At 36.4% G+C, this 16,871-nt stretch carries 20 protein-coding genes; 14 read left to right on the forward strand and 6 right to left on the reverse strand.

What is annotated here, in order from left to right; all coding sequences use genetic code 11:
* Nucleotides 1-120: 120 nt before the first annotated feature.
* Nucleotides 121-960 (reverse strand): DUF5777 family beta-barrel protein, encoded by an 840-nt coding sequence (locus ASF10_RS16115; RefSeq protein ID WP_056251073.1) that lies wholly within the window; start codon nucleotides 958-960, stop codon nucleotides 121-123.
* A 17-nt stretch (nucleotides 961-977) separates the two neighbouring features.
* Nucleotides 978-1,376 (reverse strand): OB-fold protein, encoded by a 399-nt coding sequence (locus ASF10_RS16120; RefSeq protein ID WP_056251076.1) that lies wholly within the window; start codon nucleotides 1,374-1,376, stop codon nucleotides 978-980.
* A gap of 166 nt (nucleotides 1,377-1,542) precedes the next feature.
* Between ASF10_RS16120 and ASF10_RS16125 the strand changes: the two genes are divergently transcribed.
* From ASF10_RS16125 to hemH, 5 genes are all read left to right on the forward strand, one after another.
* Nucleotides 1,543-1,911 (forward strand): hypothetical protein, encoded by a 369-nt coding sequence (locus ASF10_RS16125; RefSeq protein WP_035688608.1) that lies wholly within the window; start codon nucleotides 1,543-1,545, stop codon nucleotides 1,909-1,911.
* Between the two features lie 15 nt (nucleotides 1,912-1,926).
* The gene (locus ASF10_RS16130) at nucleotides 1,927-2,466 is read left to right on the forward strand and encodes a YceI family protein (RefSeq protein ID WP_056251078.1); all 540 of its coding nucleotides are present in this window, start codon (nucleotides 1,927-1,929) and stop codon (nucleotides 2,464-2,466) included.
* A gap of 45 nt (nucleotides 2,467-2,511) precedes the next feature.
* On the forward strand, nucleotides 2,512-3,051 hold the full coding sequence (locus ASF10_RS16135) for a YceI family protein (protein ID WP_035688612.1): 540 nt from the start codon (nucleotides 2,512-2,514) through the stop codon (nucleotides 3,049-3,051).
* Between the two features lie 95 nt (nucleotides 3,052-3,146).
* Nucleotides 3,147-4,013 carry a helix-turn-helix transcriptional regulator gene (locus ASF10_RS16140; RefSeq protein ID WP_056251080.1) on the forward strand — a complete coding sequence of 289 codons (867 nt, stop codon included), beginning with the start codon at nucleotides 3,147-3,149 and terminating at the stop codon, nucleotides 4,011-4,013.
* Between the two features lie 125 nt (nucleotides 4,014-4,138).
* A complete protein-coding gene (gene hemH, locus ASF10_RS16145) occupies nucleotides 4,139-5,152 on the forward strand; it encodes a ferrochelatase (RefSeq protein ID WP_056251083.1) in 1,014 nt (337 codons plus the stop codon).
* A gap of 282 nt (nucleotides 5,153-5,434) precedes the next feature.
* Here the strand turns inward: hemH and ASF10_RS16150 are convergent, their stop codons facing one another.
* Entirely contained in the window at nucleotides 5,435-5,989 is a 555-nt protein-coding gene (locus tag ASF10_RS16150) for a fasciclin domain-containing protein (RefSeq protein WP_035688618.1), read from the reverse strand.
* A 408-nt stretch (nucleotides 5,990-6,397) separates the two neighbouring features.
* Here ASF10_RS16150 and ASF10_RS16155 point away from each other — a divergent pair, with 408 nt between their 5' ends.
* The 9 genes from ASF10_RS16155 to nhaA all read left to right on the forward strand — a co-directional run bounded on the left by ASF10_RS16155 (nucleotide 6,398) and on the right by nhaA (nucleotide 13,091).
* Nucleotides 6,398-7,075, forward strand: a complete 678-nt coding sequence (locus ASF10_RS16155; protein ID WP_056252210.1) for a Crp/Fnr family transcriptional regulator — start codon at nucleotides 6,398-6,400, stop codon at nucleotides 7,073-7,075.
* A 90-nt stretch (nucleotides 7,076-7,165) separates the two neighbouring features.
* Entirely contained in the window at nucleotides 7,166-7,762 is a 597-nt protein-coding gene (locus tag ASF10_RS16160) for a peroxiredoxin-like family protein (protein WP_056251084.1), read from the forward strand.
* 5 nt (nucleotides 7,763-7,767) lie between these two features.
* The gene (locus ASF10_RS16165; protein WP_056251087.1) at nucleotides 7,768-8,226 is read left to right on the forward strand and encodes a YHS domain-containing (seleno)protein; all 459 of its coding nucleotides are present in this window, start codon (nucleotides 7,768-7,770) and stop codon (nucleotides 8,224-8,226) included.
* A 7-nt stretch (nucleotides 8,227-8,233) separates the two neighbouring features.
* The gene (locus tag ASF10_RS16170; protein ID WP_035689431.1) at nucleotides 8,234-8,614 is read left to right on the forward strand and encodes a hypothetical protein; all 381 of its coding nucleotides are present in this window, start codon (nucleotides 8,234-8,236) and stop codon (nucleotides 8,612-8,614) included.
* Nucleotides 8,615-8,620: 6 nt separating this feature from the next.
* The gene (locus ASF10_RS16175; protein ID WP_035688624.1) at nucleotides 8,621-9,109 is read left to right on the forward strand and encodes a hypothetical protein; all 489 of its coding nucleotides are present in this window, start codon (nucleotides 8,621-8,623) and stop codon (nucleotides 9,107-9,109) included.
* Nucleotides 9,097-9,807: an NRDE family protein gene (locus ASF10_RS16180; RefSeq protein WP_056251089.1), complete on the forward strand. Its 711-nt coding sequence runs from the start codon at nucleotides 9,097-9,099 to the stop codon at nucleotides 9,805-9,807. Before ASF10_RS16175 ends, ASF10_RS16180 begins: the two co-directional genes overlap by 13 nt.
* A gap of 10 nt (nucleotides 9,808-9,817) precedes the next feature.
* Nucleotides 9,818-10,852, forward strand: a complete 1,035-nt coding sequence (locus ASF10_RS16185; protein WP_056251093.1) for a hypothetical protein — start codon at nucleotides 9,818-9,820, stop codon at nucleotides 10,850-10,852.
* Between the two features lie 2 nt (nucleotides 10,853-10,854).
* A complete protein-coding gene (locus ASF10_RS16190) occupies nucleotides 10,855-11,499 on the forward strand; it encodes a hypothetical protein (protein ID WP_056251096.1) in 645 nt (214 codons plus the stop codon).
* Nucleotides 11,500-11,897: 398 nt separating this feature from the next.
* Entirely contained in the window at nucleotides 11,898-13,091 is a 1,194-nt protein-coding gene (gene nhaA, locus ASF10_RS16195; protein WP_056251097.1) for a Na+/H+ antiporter NhaA, read from the forward strand.
* On the opposite strand, the gene ASF10_RS16200 is transcribed toward nhaA, so the two are convergent.
* From ASF10_RS16200 to ASF10_RS24130, 3 genes are all read right to left on the reverse strand, one after another.
* The gene (locus ASF10_RS16200; RefSeq protein ID WP_056251100.1) at nucleotides 13,088-14,398 is read right to left on the reverse strand and encodes a DUF389 domain-containing protein; all 1,311 of its coding nucleotides are present in this window, start codon (nucleotides 14,396-14,398) and stop codon (nucleotides 13,088-13,090) included. The two genes, nhaA and ASF10_RS16200, sit on opposite strands and share 4 nt — an antisense overlap.
* A 141-nt stretch (nucleotides 14,399-14,539) precedes the next feature.
* Nucleotides 14,540-16,324 (reverse strand): chloride channel protein, encoded by a 1,785-nt coding sequence (locus ASF10_RS16205; protein ID WP_056251103.1) that lies wholly within the window; start codon nucleotides 16,322-16,324, stop codon nucleotides 14,540-14,542.
* A 124-nt stretch (nucleotides 16,325-16,448) separates the two neighbouring features.
* Nucleotides 16,449-16,868, reverse strand: a complete 420-nt coding sequence (locus tag ASF10_RS24130) for a hypothetical protein (protein ID WP_116751098.1) — start codon at nucleotides 16,866-16,868, stop codon at nucleotides 16,449-16,451.
* Nucleotides 16,869-16,871 lie beyond the last annotated feature (3 nt).

Raw genomic sequence — 16,871 nt, forward strand, 5'->3', positions numbered from 1 at the left:
AAAATGATTTTAGGTTTTCTAGATCATATACGAACCCTTTTTTGGCTTGGTTTTATTTAAATTGATAAAATAGTAGTTTAGATTTATTGTAAATAACAACACACTGAATTACAGGGTTTTTTAGAAAACTCTTGCCAAATTAAACCCAAAGAAAATATCTCCCTTAGTCCAGTCTCCCGTAGTTCTTCCAAGATATCCGGCTTCATCAATGGCTTGAGAACTGGTAAAATGCATTTGAAAAACGTGTCCGCCGGTTTCCAGGTCAAAACCAATGGATAATGGATTTTTATAAATAGAATTTGACGCCCTGTTTAAGTGTGCCGCATAATCCATATTCAATGACCAGCGTTTTGCAAACTTATATCTACCGCCAAAGCCAATGGCATATTGTGAATTGCTCTGTTCGGGGTCGAGCACAAAATTTTCATGGAAAAATGATGGAACTATTTCTAAAGATAATTTTTCAGAGAATTTTCTGGAAATTAAAAGCTGGGCTACATAGGTGAGCCTATTTTTAAATTCAAGTTTAGGATATAGACTTTCCTTTAGCGTGTTGTTGATAGACAAACTATTAAACCCTGCAATAGTCACCGGAAATCCGTCTTTTATTTGCGGCAATAACATATATTTTGTTGCAAAGTCATAAGCAAATTCACTTCTGGCGGCACTTATATTAATCCCCGGGGTCAATCCGTATATAAATTTTATTTGTGTGTTGGCGTTATCCAGTCCATAGAATCCCTCAAAGCCGTCTTTTATAGAACCAAACCGGTGTGCTACAACAAAATACAAATCTCCTTTTGCCGCCAGTTTGGTCGATTCGAGATTGACAATCTTCAGGGCTTTAAATGCAGATGCCACCTTTTCTTTTGTGATTGGCGCTTCAACTCCGGATAATAGGTCATCTTGCGAATAGGTTAGTAATGGAAATAAAAACAATAATAGAATGAGCTTTTTCATGTGGTTAATTTTAATTGTTATTTGTTTTGGTGTACAAGGGAGGATTGATCTATTTTAAATTCTTGTAAGAGCTCATCATATCCTAAAAACCGTCCTTTAATTTTTAGCATTCTGCCAATTGCAATGTCTTTGGGCAAACTGTCTTTGAAGGTTGCAAATATCTTTTCGTCAATAACGATTCCCTTACTCGCGGGTTCAACAGCTGTTACAATTGCAGTTACTTCAATTGTTTTGTCCTGGTATTTGACAGTAGCAAGGCTGTCATTGAAAGTAAATTCTTTTTCGAGTCCTTTAACCGTTACAGTATAATCTGCAGTTTCTGATTCGATATTCCTATGACCTTTGTAACTGTAGAGGTAAATTGAGATCCCGGTTATCAGGAAGAGGGGAATAATAATAAGTATTTTTTTTCTCATGGCTGGTTTTTAGTATTTGGATTATCTACGTTAAAAAATACCTATTGGATTTAAATGATCAAATATGACTGCTGCTAAATCTGTATCATCCATTTCACCGTATATGATTTGAAAATGCTTTAAATATTAAAATCATTTAGCCTTTCTAAAACTAAAAACCAATCCCATGAATTTAAAAACTCGTTTGCTTATTCCATCATTTGCTTTACTACTGGTAAGTTGTACAGATGATAATCCCAGTACTTTAATTGACACTCCACCAATTACCGGCGTTGCCACATACAATCAGAATGTGAAATCCATCATTGATAATAATTGTGTTGTCTGCCATGCAGCTGTTCCCAAAAATGGGGCACCTATGTCCCTGGTTACTTATGATCAGGTTAAAAATGCGGTCTTAAATCGCGGGCTGCTCAACCGGATTTCTTTAGAAAATGGAAATAGTTCATTAATGCCACAGGGAGGGCCAAGATTGCCTCAAACCACAATTGATGTTATTAAAAAATGGGAACAAGATGGATTATTAGAGCAATAATCCATAGTAAAAAACATGAAAAAAATCATAATAATGCCAATGATATTGGCCTCGTTCCTTGTTTTTTCGCAGGAAAAAATCTTAACTAAATCATCAACAATCACTTTTGAAGCTTCGGTCCCGTCTTTTCAGCCGGTTTTAGGAACCAATACCAATGTAACTTTTGTTTTAAATCCGGCAACAGGTGAAATTGCATCCTTAGCCCTGATAAAAGGATTTCAGTTTGAAATGCCTTTGATGGAAGAACATTTCAATGAAAATTACATGGAGACCGATAAATATCCAAAAGCTATTTTTAGGGGAAAAATAGAAAAGTTTGATTCGAATAATTTAACTGAAGATTATAAAGATTACCTAATAAAAGGAAACTTAGAACTTCATGGGAAATCAAGAGATATAAATGCGAGCGCAAAGATCACCAGGACAGGTTCCAGAATTACCATCATTTCAGATTTTGCTGTTAATGCCAGTGATTTTGGCATTCCAATTCCATCGCTTATCAAGTATAAACTTGATGATAGAGTAAAGGTTCAAATTATTGCTGTTTTAAAATAAGCAAAAAATTGATTTTTAAACTAACATAATAATATAAAGAAAACCATGAAAAAAATTATACTCGTTTCCATGCTTTATGCTTGCGCTATTGGTCTGGCGCAAGAAAAAATGATCAGTAAAACAGGTAAAATAACTTTTGAAGCATCTGTTGCTTCTTTTGAAGAGGTTAAAGCTACAAATAACAATGTAACCTTTGTATTGAATACTACAACAGGAGAAATTGCAAGTTTAGCATTGATGAAAGGATTTCAATTTAAAGTTGCGTTAATGGAAGAGCATTTCAATGAAAATTATATGGAGAGCGATCAATACCCTAAAGCTATATTTAAAGGGAAAATAGAAGATTTTGATTTAAACAGTCTTACCAATTCCGCTAAAGATTTTACTATAAAAGGGAAGTTAGAGCTTCATGGAAAATCAAAGGATATAATAACCAAAGCAAGGATAATGATGTCCGGATCTGGAATTAGTATTGTATCTAATTTTGCCGTAAATGCCAGTGATTTTAACATCGTCATACCAACTCTCGTGAAAAGCAAAGTTTCTAATAAAATAAATATTCTAGTTGTTGCGGTTTTGAAATGACAGATCAAAAAAGTAAGATTTATAACTTTAAGAGAAGTATACTAAACCATTAAAAAGATTTAATTTTGAAAAACCAATTATTCGCTATTTCAAAAATGGAGGAAGAAATAAAAGTTGAAAACGACTTTGCACTTATCCGTTTTCAGAATGACGGTCCAGAACCTTTTTTTACACACCGTCAACTAACCACTGATTTCATACAGTTTCATTTCGTACTTAAAGGTAACGCCAAATTTTCATTTAATAATGGTAATTATGATTTAGCACTACAAGAAGAAAAATCCTTTCTTTTATACAATCCACAAAAGGAGCTACCATTTCATTTAGAGCTTTCACCAAATTCGTGGATGATTTCTGTTATTATTTCAATTAGGAAATTTCATGCATTGTTTTCTGTTGAAGCAGATTATATTACTTTTTTAAGTCCTGATAACAAGTATAAAAATTATTATAATGAAGGTTGTATAAGTCCTTCAATGGCAGTTGTTTTAAGCCAGTTGTTCCATTATAACCTTCATCCATCCATAAAAAATCTTTATTGTAAAGGTAAAGGATACGAATTACTTAGTTTATCTTTTAACAGGAGCGAAGATCCAAATGCGCATCATTGTCCGTTTTTAATTGATGAAGGTAATGTATTGAAAATAAAAAAAGCCAAAGAAATTATCATCGCCAATATGGCTGAACCGCCTGGTTTACAAGAATTAGCCGATGAAATTGGTCTGAATCTGAAGAAACTGAAAATGGGTTTCAAACAAATTTATGGGGATACGGTTTACGGTTTTCTTTTTGACTATAAAATGGATTTCGCCAGAAAATTGCTTGACAGCGGTTCTTACAATGTAAACGAAGTGGGGTTGAAAATAGGTTACAGTACAGGAAGCCATTTCATTGCAGGATTCAAGAAAAAGTTTGCAACAACTCCAAAAAAATATCTGATGTCGATTAATACGAATGTTTAAGTTTTGTTGGCTATGAGCCTGGTGATAATGAACGGGCGAAGCAATCCACGAATTTTAATCTACTCAATCTGCAAAATCTGCGCGACAATTTTAACATCTATTCTATAGAACAAAGCAAAAAGTAAATGAAAGGCGTATTATTAGTAAACTTAGGATCTCCGGAAAGTCCAACTACAAAAGATGTAAAACCATATTTAGACGAGTTTTTAATGGACAAACACGTGATCGATGTTCCGTATTTGTTGCGAGCTTTTTTAGTTCGTGGCATTATCCTGAGAAAAAGACCGGAAGAATCTGCACATGCTTATACTAAAATTTGGTGGGAAGAAGGTTCTCCGTTAGTGGTGCTATCTGAAAGAATGCAGAAAAAAGTACAGTCTTTAGTAAATGTTCCGGTTTCGTTAGCAATGCGCTATGGAAGCATGACAATTGAAAAAGGGCTACAGGAATTACATGATAAAGGAGTCACAGAAGTATTACTTTTTCCTTTATATCCGCAATATGCAATGGCTTCAACATTGACAATTTTGGTTAAAGCGGAAGAAATTCGTAAAAAGAAATTTCCACAAATGACTTTTACCGATGTTCCTGCGTTTTATAACAAACCGGATTACATCAAGAATCTGGCTGATTCTATCCAGAAACATCTAGTTGGATTCCACTACGATCATCTGTTATTCTCGTATCACGGAATTCCGGAGCGTCACATTCGCAAAACCGATGTAACCAAATCACATTGTAAAATTGACGGCTCTTGCTGTAACACACCTTCGCCGGCACACGATTTCTGCTATCGTCATCAATGTTATGAAACAACAAGACAAGTCGTAAAATTATTAGGGCTTCCAGCTGATAAATACAGTTTAACTTTTCAATCGCGTTTAGCGGGCGATAAATGGTTAGAACCTTATACCGATGTTGAAGTTGATAAAATGCCAGCAAAAGGGATCAAGAAATTGGCAGTTGTAACTCCGGCTTTCGTTTCAGATTGTTTAGAAACGCTGGAAGAAATCGCAATGCGAGCCAAAGAAGATTTTGAAGTAAAAGGAGGAGAGAATTTCTTAGCGATTCCGTGTTTGAATGATGATGATGAATGGTGTAAGACCGTGAGTAATTGGATTAATGACTGGGCTAGATAAATCTAAATTAAGAGCATAGAATATTACATTTACTATTAATAGTTAGATTATTTAATCTTTTGGTTAATCCCAAACTTTCGCACCTGATCCGATAGTCGTTGCAGGTTATGTTTCTGTATCAAAAAAGACATCAGCTCCATATATTTAAAGTATTGAGCTGGCAATAAAATGTTAAGCAGTATCTCATATATAATCTGCTATTACTATTGTTCAGGATAGTAATTACAGAAAAAGCCCTGAAATTTCAGGGCTTTTCTGTAATTGTATTTTATTCACGGAAAATTACATTTTCGGAAGCAGTACTGTATCCACTACATGTATAACACCATTGGATTGATTTACATCTGAAATAGTAACTTTAGCCTTATTGCCGCTCTCGTCGCTGATGTACAAATCTTTTCCATCCATCCAGGCAGTTAAAGTTCCGCCGCTCACTGTTTTTAAAGTGGCTTTTCCTTTACCGGCTTTTATTGCTTTTGCAATATCAGAACTATTCATTTTACCGGATACTACATGATAGGTCAATATAGTTTGCAATGTTTTAATATTCTCAGGTTTCAATAATGTTTCAACAGTTCCGGCCGGTAATTTACTAAAAGCTTCATTTGTCGGTGCAAAAACAGTAAATGGACCTTTACCTTGCAGGGTTTCAACTAATCCTGCTGCTTTTACTGCTGCTACCAATGTGGTATGATCCTTTGAGTTTACCGCATTTTCTATAATATTTTTATTAGGATACATAGCCGCTCCACCAACCATTACTGTTTTTTGTGCAAATGATGTAAATCCAAATCCTAATGCCAGGATTGCTGCTGCTAAAAATTTTCCAGTTTTCATAATTACTTTTTTTAAGTTATAAAGTCATTTACGCTTTAATATTCTTTTTGGTTTTAAAATAAGCCAAGAAATAAACTAAAATAAAACCGGACTAACTAAAAGGTATTATGGATGAGTATTTTAAGGGAATATTTTTTGATAACTTACTATGGTCAAAATAATTTCGCTGTTATCTTCACAATCAAAGCAGCCTGAAAAGATGAAAAGGAGAGGCGAAAATTTCTTTTTCTTTAGTTGTGATATGTTTAGATCAGAAAAGCAGTTTAGATACTATACTTTTAATGTAACTTTATTAATCGTAAATTATGCATCAGGCTACTATATGCTTATAGGGCTTGAATATGCGATTTAAACATGGAAGCGAATTATTTTTCAAATTGTTTACATTTACCAAATAATGTATCTCTTATGTACGAAGAATTAAAATATTGGTATTTGCGTGATCATAAATTGTTTAGGACTTTGAGTTTTTCTCAAATCAAGCAACTTTGCATAATCACAGGTTTTAAAAAAGCCTCAAAAGGGGAAATTATTTATTTTTCATCTTCAGATGTGCCCCGGATTTTTTTACTTAAAAAGGGGAATATCAAGATTGTTGCCCTGGATAATAATGGCAACGAAACTATAAAGGACATTATCCAGAAAGGAGATTTGTTTGGTGAACTGACTTTGGAAACAGATAATAAAAACGAAGAATATGCAAAAGTCCTTTCAGACGATGTTGCCATCTGCAGTTTTTTAATGTCTGATTTTGAAGATTTATTGCTTCGTAATCCGACTTTAGCACTTTCATACACCAAGTTTGTAGGACTGAAAATGAAACGTATTAAAAACAATTATGCCAATCTAATTTCTAAGGATGCCAAAACCAGATTGTATCAATTCCTGAAAGACTGGGCAGAACAGGAAGGCGTTAGAGAAGGAAATTCAGTAGCCATTGAAAATTATCTAACCCAAAATGATATTGCCCAGATTATCTGTACCTCCAGACAAACCGCTACACAATTGCTCAATGAGATGGAAACCAATCAGCTTTTAAACTACAACAGAAAAGAAATTATCATTCGAGATATTACCAAATTATAATTATTTTGGGCTAAGTGTAAATTAGCCGACATTTTGCTTTTTTATAGTATGATAATTTTACATTATTAAAAATATGTAAAAACATACACTATGAAAAAATTAATTTTTATTTTTTTAGCGACCCTTACTTGGGCTGCTAACGCGCAGAACATGATTGCTAAATCTGCCACTGATATCGCTCCTTTGCTACTAGGAGAGAAGATTCCAAACCTTACTTTAAAATCATCGGATAATACAGATGTACAAATTTCAGACCTGCTAAAAAAGAAAAAGACAGTTCTTGTTTTTTATCGTGGAGGCTGGTGCCCGTATTGCAATATGCATCTGCAGGCATTGGCTGAAGCCGAAAAGCAAGTTCTGGATTTGGGATATCAAATTATTGCGGTAAGTCCTGATTCTGCTGAAAATTTAAAAATGACAGCAGAAAAAGATAAAGTAAAATATACCTTACTTTCTGACTCAAAAGGAGAATTAATAAAAGCCATGGGAATTGCTTTTGAGGCTCCTGAAAACTATAAAAGTGTAATTAACGTAAATTCTAAAGGAATGAATACTAGTTTTTTACCTGTTCCGTCCGTTTTTGTTGTGAATCCCCAGAGTGATATCCTTTTTGAATATGTCTCTCCTGATTTTAAGCATCGTATCACGACCGAATTACTTGTTTCAGTATTAAAAAATTTAAAATAAAAAAAATGAAAAAGTTAGTATTACTTGTATTGATTTTGGTTTTTGGAGTTTCTTCTGCTCAAAATGATGCCAAAAGAGCTAGCCAGTATAATTTAGGAAACAAAACTGCCATTCAGGGTTATGATCCGGTAGGATATTTTAGTCAGGGAAAAGCAGTTAAAGGGAAAAAAGGGATCTCAGCTTCTTACCAGGGCGTGATTTATAATTTTTCGTCAGGTGAAAATAAAAATGCTTTTCTGAAAAATCCATCAAAATACGAACCTCAATACGGTGGCTGGTGTGCTTATGCGATGGGAAGCGCTGGCGAAAAAGTCGAAATAAACCCCGAAACGTTTAAAATTACTGATGGCAAACTTTTTCTGTTTTACAATGCCTTTTTCAACAACACCTTAAAAAGCTGGAATAAAGACGAGGTAAATTTAAAAACACAGGCAGATGACAACTGGAAAAAAATCTATAAATAACACGGTCATGAAAAGGGAAATTTTAATATGGATTCTCAGAATTGCCGCCTCGGTAATTTTATTGCAGACCTTATATTTCAAGTTCAGCGGAGCAGAAGAAAGCATCTATATTTTCACTGCCCTAGGAGTAGAACCTTACGGAAGAATTGGTTCAGCAATAGCCGAATTGATAGTGGTAATTTTAATCCTCATTCCAAAAACCACCTGGATTGGTGCTTTGAGTGGAATTGGGGTAATGACCGGAGCTATTTTATCACATGTATTTGTTTTGGGACTCGTGGTAAAAGATGACGGCGGATTACTTTTTAGTCTGGCTATTATTACCTTATTATGCTGCCTGGGTTTGCTTTATTTCAACAAAAACAAATTGTCTAATCTTCTAAATTAAAAGATCATGTTACTAGAATCAATACGCCAGAGTTTAGATGAGTTAATTTATCTATTAGATCAATTGTCAGATCAGGATTATTCAAAATCTTGCCAGGCTTTAAGTAATGCCACAATTGGCGAACATACAAGACATATTCTGGAGATGTTTCAATGTCTGGAACAAAGTTATGATTCGGGAATTTTAAATTATGACAACCGCCAGAGAAATAAGCAAATTCAAACCGAAACAGAATTTGCTAAAAAATGCATTATTCAAATTAAAAAAGAATTGAAAAGCGAGAACAAAATAATCTATCTCGAACAGTTTATTGATGGTCTTAGCATGAGGATTCAAAGCAATTATTATAGAGAATTGCTCTATAATTTAGAGCATTGTGTGCATCATCAGGCGCTCATAAAAGTGGCCGTTTTGCAATTCGAAAATATTATCATTGATGAAAATTTTGGTGTAGCGCGCTCGACCATAGCATACAGAAAACAATGTGTACAGTAAGTTTTGTAAATAATAACGGAGTTGTAATGATCACTTCAAACAGGGATGAAAAAGTAATTCGTCCCAGTGCTATTGTGCCCAGGAATTATAAGCATAAGGGAAAAAATATGATGTACCCAAAAGATTCAAAAGCGGGGGGAACCTGGTTTGTCATGGATGAAAACGGAACAGTTCTGGTTTTGCTAAATGGCGGAATCGCAAAACACAATGTGATACTGCCTTATCGAAAAAGCCGCGGACTAATTGTTTTGGACATTATTTCGGATGATTCTCCAAAGGACTTTTGGAAACAAATTGATCTGGATAATATTGAGCCTTTTACGGTGGTTTTGTATCAGGAAAAAGAATTGTACGAATTGATTTGGGATGGCATTGAAAAAAAGAGCACAATATTAGATGAATCCCGAAACTATATTTGGTCATCAGTTACTTTATATGCAGATCCGGTAAGAAAGAAAAGATCAGACTGGTTTTTTGATTTTTTGAAAGATAAAAATGAAATATCACCATTGGAAATGCTGGATTTTCATCGAAACACAAGCAGCGAAGACACTCAAAATGGTTTAATTATCAATAGAGATAATAGGATGAAAACCCTGAGCGTAACCCAAAGCGTAATAGAGCAAAATAAGGGGGTAATGAAATATTATGATTTAGTCAAAGCAGAAGATTTTTCAACCTCATTTATTCGAATTTAAAAACATTCAGATGAAACTATTTTTTCATAAAATAACCAATTGGGAATATTGGCCATTTCAGGTTCTATATGTTCCTATCTATTTTCTTTGGGCCTATTATGCCATTAGAGCTAGATCTTTTTTTTTCTTTAATGCCTCTAATCCGAAAATTAAAAACGGCGGGTTTATGATGGAAAGCAAAAAACAGATTTATGATCTGCTTCCTGAAAAATGCTACCCGAAAACCATTTTAATTAAAGAGAATACGGATTTTAAAACCATAGCAGATAAGGTATTAGAAAGGAAAATCTATTTCCCGTTAATTGCAAAGCCGGATATTGGCCTGCGTGGTTCGGGCGTGAAAAAAATTAAAACAATATCGGAGCTGAAAGACTATGCCCAAAAAGCAAATTTTGATTTTCTATTACAGGATTTAATTCCATTAAAGAATGAAGTGGGTGTTTTTTATGTTCGTCATCCGCTGGAAAAATACGGAAAAATTACCGGAATTGTCTCTAAAGAGTTTTTGATTGTAAGAGGTGATGGCAAATCAACAATTGAAAATCTGATCAAACAAACGCCAAGATTTCAGTTGCAGTTTAATGTTTTAAAAGAAGAATACGGAGATCAATTGGACCTGATATTACCCAGAGGCGAAACCATAAATTTAGTTCCATTTGGCAATCACGCCCGGGGCGCAAAATTTTTGGATGGCAGCCATTGGGTTACGCCAAAATTAACCAAGATGATCAATGAGCTCGCTGCTCAAATCCCTGAATTTTATTTCGGGCGTTTCGATATCATGTACAACACTTTTGAAGAATTAGAACAAGGAGAAAACTTCCAGATTGTAGAATTAAACGGCGCGGCAAGCGAACCTACACATATCTATGACCCCAAACATTCGGTTTGGTTTGCCTGGAAAGAACTGGCACGACATATTACTTATATGTATGAAATAAGTGTTGAAAACCATAAAAAAGGCATTCCCTATTTAGAGCACAAAGCAGGTATGCGTGAGTACAGATTGCATCTGGCACAAAACAATAAAATAATGAATTTCTAGAAATGAAAAAGTTAAAAAATATTTCAGTTGGATTTCTGGTAAGTTTTCTCGGATCAGTTCCGCTGGGATACTTAAACTTAGTTGGACTGGAAATCTATGCAAAATCAGGATTTCATAATTTGGTTTACTTTTTGTTTGGAGTCATATTTATTGAAACCTTTGTGATTTATTTTACGCTGCTTTTCGCCAGAGAGCTTATCAAAAACAGAAAACTCATGAAGATCATAGATCTGTTTTCAGTTGGGTTCATGCTTACTCTGGCGTTTGTTTTTTATTTGAATTTCAATCACCCGGCAGAGTCTAACTATTATTTAGGGAGATATTTGATTTATTCTCCATTTATAATTGGGGTAATTTTAAATGGATTTAATTTTTTACAATTGCCTTTTTGGACCAGCTGGAATTTATATCTGCTCAATGAAAAATATATTACCATTCAAAGGAAGCTAAAATATTATTATATCGCAGGAACCTTAATGGGTATTTTTACAGGAATGCTTAGCGTAATAATAATATTGCAGTCTGTTTTACAAGACACAAATCAATTCGCAAAGGGCATACTGCCTGTTTTTATTCCGCTTTTTTTTATTGCTTTAGCAGGTATTCAATTGTTTAAAGTATATAAGAAATATTTCAGTGTGTATTAGAATTTTAAAAGGGTAAAATTTATTATGATTTGCAGGTGATTTTTAGTGGAGACTATTAATTAATAATTTTTCAGGAGCTTTTCCCGCTATCGGTTCCACCCGAGTGCCAGCGTACTGGCGAAGCAATCTTTTGTGCCAGGCCCCGGCACAAAAGGATTTCACTGCCATCGAGGGTAGGGCTGCCACAGAGCCCTGTTTTGTCGTGGAGGACTGCACATTCAAACGCAATTCTTTGCAGCAAACCTGAATTTTACCTGCTGAAATGATAAATTACAGTCTGAATATTATTCTTTAAATCACACGAAAAATATTTCCATGCAGCCCTGTTTAAAATACAGTCTATTGGTTTTTGGTATATTTAATTGGAGGTACAGTTATAATGAGTTAAATTTGTATTTATGGCAAAACTCATAAATCTTAAGGTCTTTTCTCATTTTTTCCGATCCTCCTCTGCAGGTGGAATTATATTATTAATCTGTGTACTTATATCACTTTTGATTGCCAACTCGGGATGGTCGGGTGGTTTTAAGGAACTGCTTAATTTTGAACTGGGATTCAATACTTCTTTGCTGCATTTAAAATATCCGGTTTTACTCTGGATCAATGACGGGCTTATGGCTGTTTTTTTTCTTCTTGTAGGACTGGAAATAAAAAGGGAGATAGTGGAAGGGGAGCTTTCTTCATTTGCCCAGGCTTCCCTTCCGGTGCTTGCCGCAGTGGGCGGTGTAGCGGTTCCGGCCTTAATTTATTTCTTTTTTAATAATGGCGATCCGCATACGGCCAAAGGCTGGGGGATTCCAATGGCTACCGATATTGCTTTTGCACTGGGGATTTTATCCCTTTTAGGCAGTAAGGTGCCTTCGGGCCTTAAAATATTTCTGGCCGCGCTGGCTATTGTGGATGACCTTATTGCAATTTTAGTAATAGCCATATTTTACTCCTCGGAATTGAATTTTCTCTATTTAGGATATGCAGGGGCATTGTTTGTTTTATTGATAATCTTTAATCGAATGGGTGTCAAAAATATACTTTTTTACCTGATCCCCGGAGCAGTTATCTGGTATTTTATTCATCACTCGGGTATTCATGCCACTATTGCCGGTGTTCTGGTAGCCGTAACGCTGCCCACTACTGAGGATGATACGGAGTCTGCTCTTGAAAAACTGGAACATGCCCTCACCCGTCCAGTGAATTTTATAATTATGCCCATTTTTGCCCTTGCCAATACCAATATCACTTTTGAAACTGAAATGATATCAGGGCTTTTCAGTAATCTGGGACTGGGTATTATCCTTGGATTATTTTTAGGTAAACCCATTGGAATTTTTATAATGTCATGGCTGTCGGTCAAGCTGAAAATTGCCGAACTTCCCCAGTCTGTTACCTGGATGCATGTGCTGGGGCTTGGTCTGCTGGGCGGGATCGGATTTACAATGTCGATTTTTATAGCACTTCTTTCCTTTGGAGATGCACTGCATCAAAATGAGGCAAAATTCGCGATACTCATTGCCTCTACAATTGCCGGTATTTCAGGGTTTTGCATTTTGAGCCTGTACAATAAAAAGCAGAAAAAAGCTCTTGGGGAAAATTAATGTTTCTTGAAAAGTTCCACATCTTTTACCAGCAGGCGCTCATTGAGCCACAGCTTGAGTTTGTCGCTCTCGGCCGGACTTAGAGTTTTAGCGCCGTCATAGATAACGGCCGTTATCGTTGTAATGCTGTCTTTTTGATTAACAAGGCTGCTTTTATTGATAGAGAGTGAACTTACAGCTGGAAATAAAACCCGGGTTTCTTTTAAAATCTGAAGGTTGTCAAATTTGTTCCTGGTCAGCTGCTTTTCCAGCTGCATGATCTTAACGTCTTTTACATTCATCTCATTCTCACTGCTTTTAATCTGGCTCAGGATATCGCCCTTTAGAGCATTGAAGCGGTCAGTGCTGTCCTGACGGATCTGCAATTGTGTGCCGGCCAGGTATTTATTTTGGTTCAGTTTATCTTTAAGCTCTTTTATTTCTAATGCGGAAAACCGTCTGGAGAGGAAAGCCAGCTCGAGTTTTTTAGCTTTAGGCGTAAAATCAGTTTTTTTATACACTATGGTATATCCTTTATTGGTGAATTCACTCTCAATGAAAAGATCTGCATTTTTTTTAAACTGCTGCTCCCTGTACAGAGAGTAGGCCAGATAACTGCTGGGCACCAGCATAACTGTTATTAAAAAAGCAATGGTATACTTTACCCGTTTTTGGTGTTTTTCATCTACCTGTTTAACGGCCGGGTAGTTAAGGTATTTAATGATTAAAAAGGTAGCGATCCCTATAAAGACGCAGTTGATGCAGTAGAGATAAAATGCCCCTAAAAAAAAGGTCCACTGCGCGGTGGCAATCCCGTAACCGGCCGTACACAGCGGCGGCATAAGGGCCGTTGCAATGGCAACCCCTGGAATTGGATTGCCTTTTTCCGATCTGGTAACGGCAATCACTCCCACAACACCTCCAAAAAAGGCGATAAGGATATCATAGATATTTGGGGAAGTCCTGGCCAGCAGTTCGGACTGTACATCCTTGAAGGGACTAAGGTAAAAATACAAGGTCGAAACCACCAGGCTTACTACTGTTGCAGTCAGTAAATTTTTGAGTGACCTTTTAAGCAATGAAAAATCATAAATACCCAATGCGAATCCGGCCCCCACAATCGGCCCCATGAGAGGGGATATGAGCATTGCCCCGATAATCACAGCTGTTGAGTTTACATTTAACCCAACCGAGGCGACAATAATAGCGCAGGCTAAAATCCAAAGGTTTGCTCCTTTGAACGTTATATTGTTCTTTACCGCCTCCAGGGTTTTTACCCTGTCATCTTCTCCATCGCGAAGGTTGAGCAGGTCTGTAATTTTTCTCATAATCTATATAATTAGCAAGCGATTTAATACGCTATTTTGGCATGTAGGACTAAGATAAGACTAATTTTAATAATTATTTACTGAAATCGGGCAAATGAGAACTCAAAGCTGATTGAATTCATTTTTATATAAGGGAAGGTTTTATTCAAAAATCATCGATTTTAGCCTGTTTCGATACGATTCCAGCACATCTGATTTGGTTATAAAACCATAGTACTTCCCGTTTTTAAGCACCGGCAGGAAGGCCTTATTGCTTTTTTCAAATTTATTCATAACGGTCTGCATGCTGTCAAAGAGATCCGCAGTCTGGACTGGCTGTACCATTATGTCTTTTACAAGGATATTTTCCGCTTTGATATTATCAAAAATTACTTCGCGGATATCATTAAAATACACCAGTCCCTGAAGGTCATTTTCACCGTTTACAACCCCAAAAATAACCTGATCGGAATGTGCCAGAAGATCGGCAACATTTTCAAGGTTTTGACTGGTTGCTATAGTGAGGTAATCTTTTTTGACAAGATCTTCAATTTCCAGTGTGCACAGAATATTAGTATCCTTGTTGCCGGTGAAAACATTTCCTTTTTTAGCGAGGTTCTTTACATCCAGGGAGTGCTTTTCAAAACGCTTGGAAACAGCAAAACTCACAGAGGCTACAATCATAAGGGGAATCATCAGATCATATCCTCCTGTTATCTCTGCAATAAGAAAAATAGCCGTTAGCGGCGCATGAAACAGGCCGCTGAGGATCCCTGCCATGCCCACGAGCGTGAAATTGCTGACGGGAAGATCAGTAAGTCCCGTGAGATTTAAAAATTTGGAAAAGAAATATCCGGCATAAGAGCCCAAAAAAAGCGAAGGGGCAAAATTACCGCCGTTACCGCCGCTTCCCAAGGTAATTCCCGAAGCAAATGCCTTGAGCATCATAGAAAACCCTACAAAGGCCAGCAGTACCCAGCTGTTGTCGGCATAATCCCCAAATAGCGTATTTTCAAGCAATTTTCCGGGCTCTTTGTCGGCAAGGGTTTTAATGCTTTCGTATCCTTCGCCAAAAAGCGTAGGGAAAATAAAGATCATCAGTCCTAAAATGCAGGCCCCGATTAGCGCTTTTTTATAGATGCCAAATTTTAAATGGGCAAAATAGTGCTCGGTTTTTAAAAATTTCCGGGCATAAAAAACGGCAATAAAACCCGTGAAAAGTCCCATTAAAACGTAAAAGGGAATATTATGGTAATCGAAAGTCTGTTTTTCCCTGAAGGTCAGCAGTATATTCTCATTAAGCACTATGGTGGAAACTAGTGTTCCGGTGGCCGCTGCAATCATAATAGGGGTAAAGGCCGAAATGGTGACATCCACCAGCAGCACCTCGATGGCAAAGAGCACCCCGGCAATCGGCGCATTAAAGGCGGCCGCTATACCGGCTGCAACCCCGCAGCCAATGAGCAGTGTGCGTTCCTGATAGCTTAACTTGAACTGCTGGGCAAAATTGGAGCCAAAAGCGGCGCCTGTGATCACAATGGGGCTTTCCAGTCCTGCAGATCCTCCAAGCCCTACGGTGAGCGAGCTGGTGATAATCTGGGCATACATCTGCTTTTTGGGAATAATACTGGCTTTTCTGGCCACAATATATAAAATCTGCGAAGTCCCTTTCTCCAAGGTGCCTCCCAGTACTCTTTTTACCACAAAAACAGTTAAAAGGATACCTATAACTGGCAGGATACTATTAATAAAACTCAGCTTTAAGGTGCCGTTGATATAGGTTGCAAAAGAATAGACCCAGTGCGCAAAGGCTTTTAAGAAAATCACGGCAAAGGCGGAAATAATTCCGATAAGGACACTGGAGAGAAAAATAAATTGTTTTTTGGTTAATTTTTCCTGTCCCCAGATCAGCAGGTTCTTTGCCTTTACGAATTGTTTTTTGAACATTTTACTAAATTGTATTGTAGAATCACAAAGTTACCTCTTCAAAGGGGTTAATGGGAAAAACCAAACGTTAATGTAATGCTAATTTTAAAGGCAGGGTTTACGGCGCGAGATAATTTGACTGCCATTACCGCTTGTTTAAAATTTTTCCCGATACGGTAAGCTCTATGTAAAGAAGCAGGCAGATGATTGCTGTTTCAGCTAAAAAGTACATCAGATCAAGAATTGTAAGCTTGTTGTAATGAATAAATAAAAAGGCAATGGTCAGCGCGCAGTACAGTAAATTGGCAAAACTTATTAGTCTGATGTAAAGCGCCCATTTTGCTTTTAAAAATAAAAAGCAGGCAGCCGAGTAAAAGCAGAAACAAGCTGCGATTGAGAAGAGTAAATTGAGTGTTGTCTTGGGCATGCCAATATAGGGGCTTAGATTTGAAAGCACTCCACAAAGCAGTACAGCGGTTAGCAGAGCCCCCACAGAGTCAATTAAGAAAAGTCTTCTTGGATTCTTTGCCAGATGACGGGTTAATTTTTCAAAAATTCTATTCATTTT

Origin of the sequence: Flavobacterium sp. Leaf82 (assembly GCF_001422725.1) — a bacterium.
Taxonomy (GTDB): domain Bacteria; phylum Bacteroidota; class Bacteroidia; order Flavobacteriales; family Flavobacteriaceae; genus Flavobacterium.

Bases quoted from the DNA above. Each gene is read 5' to 3' on its own strand.
- ASF10_RS16115 (WP_056251073.1), bottom strand. From the start codon at position 960: ATGAAAAAGCTCATTCTATTATTGTTTTTATTTCCATTACTAACCTAT.
- ASF10_RS16120 (WP_056251076.1), bottom strand. From the start codon at position 1,376: ATGAGAAAAAAAATACTTATTATTATTCCCCTCTTCCTGATAACCGGG.
- ASF10_RS16125 (WP_035688608.1), top strand. From the start codon at position 1,543: ATGAATTTAAAAACTCGTTTGCTTATTCCATCATTTGCTTTACTACTG.
- ASF10_RS16130 (WP_056251078.1), top strand. From the start codon at position 1,927: ATGAAAAAAATCATAATAATGCCAATGATATTGGCCTCGTTCCTTGTT.
- ASF10_RS16135 (WP_035688612.1), top strand. From the start codon at position 2,512: ATGAAAAAAATTATACTCGTTTCCATGCTTTATGCTTGCGCTATTGGT.
- ASF10_RS16140 (WP_056251080.1), top strand. From the start codon at position 3,147: ATGGAGGAAGAAATAAAAGTTGAAAACGACTTTGCACTTATCCGTTTT.
- hemH (WP_056251083.1), top strand. From the start codon at position 4,139: ATGAAAGGCGTATTATTAGTAAACTTAGGATCTCCGGAAAGTCCAACT.
- ASF10_RS16150 (WP_035688618.1), bottom strand. From the start codon at position 5,989: ATGAAAACTGGAAAATTTTTAGCAGCAGCAATCCTGGCATTAGGATTT.
- ASF10_RS16155 (WP_056252210.1), top strand. From the start codon at position 6,398: ATGTACGAAGAATTAAAATATTGGTATTTGCGTGATCATAAATTGTTT.
- ASF10_RS16160 (WP_056251084.1), top strand. From the start codon at position 7,166: ATGAAAAAATTAATTTTTATTTTTTTAGCGACCCTTACTTGGGCTGCT.
- ASF10_RS16165 (WP_056251087.1), top strand. From the start codon at position 7,768: ATGAAAAAGTTAGTATTACTTGTATTGATTTTGGTTTTTGGAGTTTCT.
- ASF10_RS16170 (WP_035689431.1), top strand. From the start codon at position 8,234: ATGAAAAGGGAAATTTTAATATGGATTCTCAGAATTGCCGCCTCGGTA.
- ASF10_RS16175 (WP_035688624.1), top strand. From the start codon at position 8,621: ATGTTACTAGAATCAATACGCCAGAGTTTAGATGAGTTAATTTATCTA.
- ASF10_RS16180 (WP_056251089.1), top strand. From the start codon at position 9,097: ATGTGTACAGTAAGTTTTGTAAATAATAACGGAGTTGTAATGATCACT.
- ASF10_RS16185 (WP_056251093.1), top strand. From the start codon at position 9,818: ATGAAACTATTTTTTCATAAAATAACCAATTGGGAATATTGGCCATTT.
- ASF10_RS16190 (WP_056251096.1), top strand. From the start codon at position 10,855: ATGAAAAAGTTAAAAAATATTTCAGTTGGATTTCTGGTAAGTTTTCTC.
- nhaA (WP_056251097.1), top strand. From the start codon at position 11,898: ATGGCAAAACTCATAAATCTTAAGGTCTTTTCTCATTTTTTCCGATCC.
- ASF10_RS16200 (WP_056251100.1), bottom strand. From the start codon at position 14,398: ATGAGAAAAATTACAGACCTGCTCAACCTTCGCGATGGAGAAGATGAC.
- ASF10_RS16205 (WP_056251103.1), bottom strand. From the start codon at position 16,324: ATGTTCAAAAAACAATTCGTAAAGGCAAAGAACCTGCTGATCTGGGGA.
- ASF10_RS24130 (WP_116751098.1), bottom strand. From the start codon at position 16,868: ATGAATAGAATTTTTGAAAAATTAACCCGTCATCTGGCAAAGAATCCA.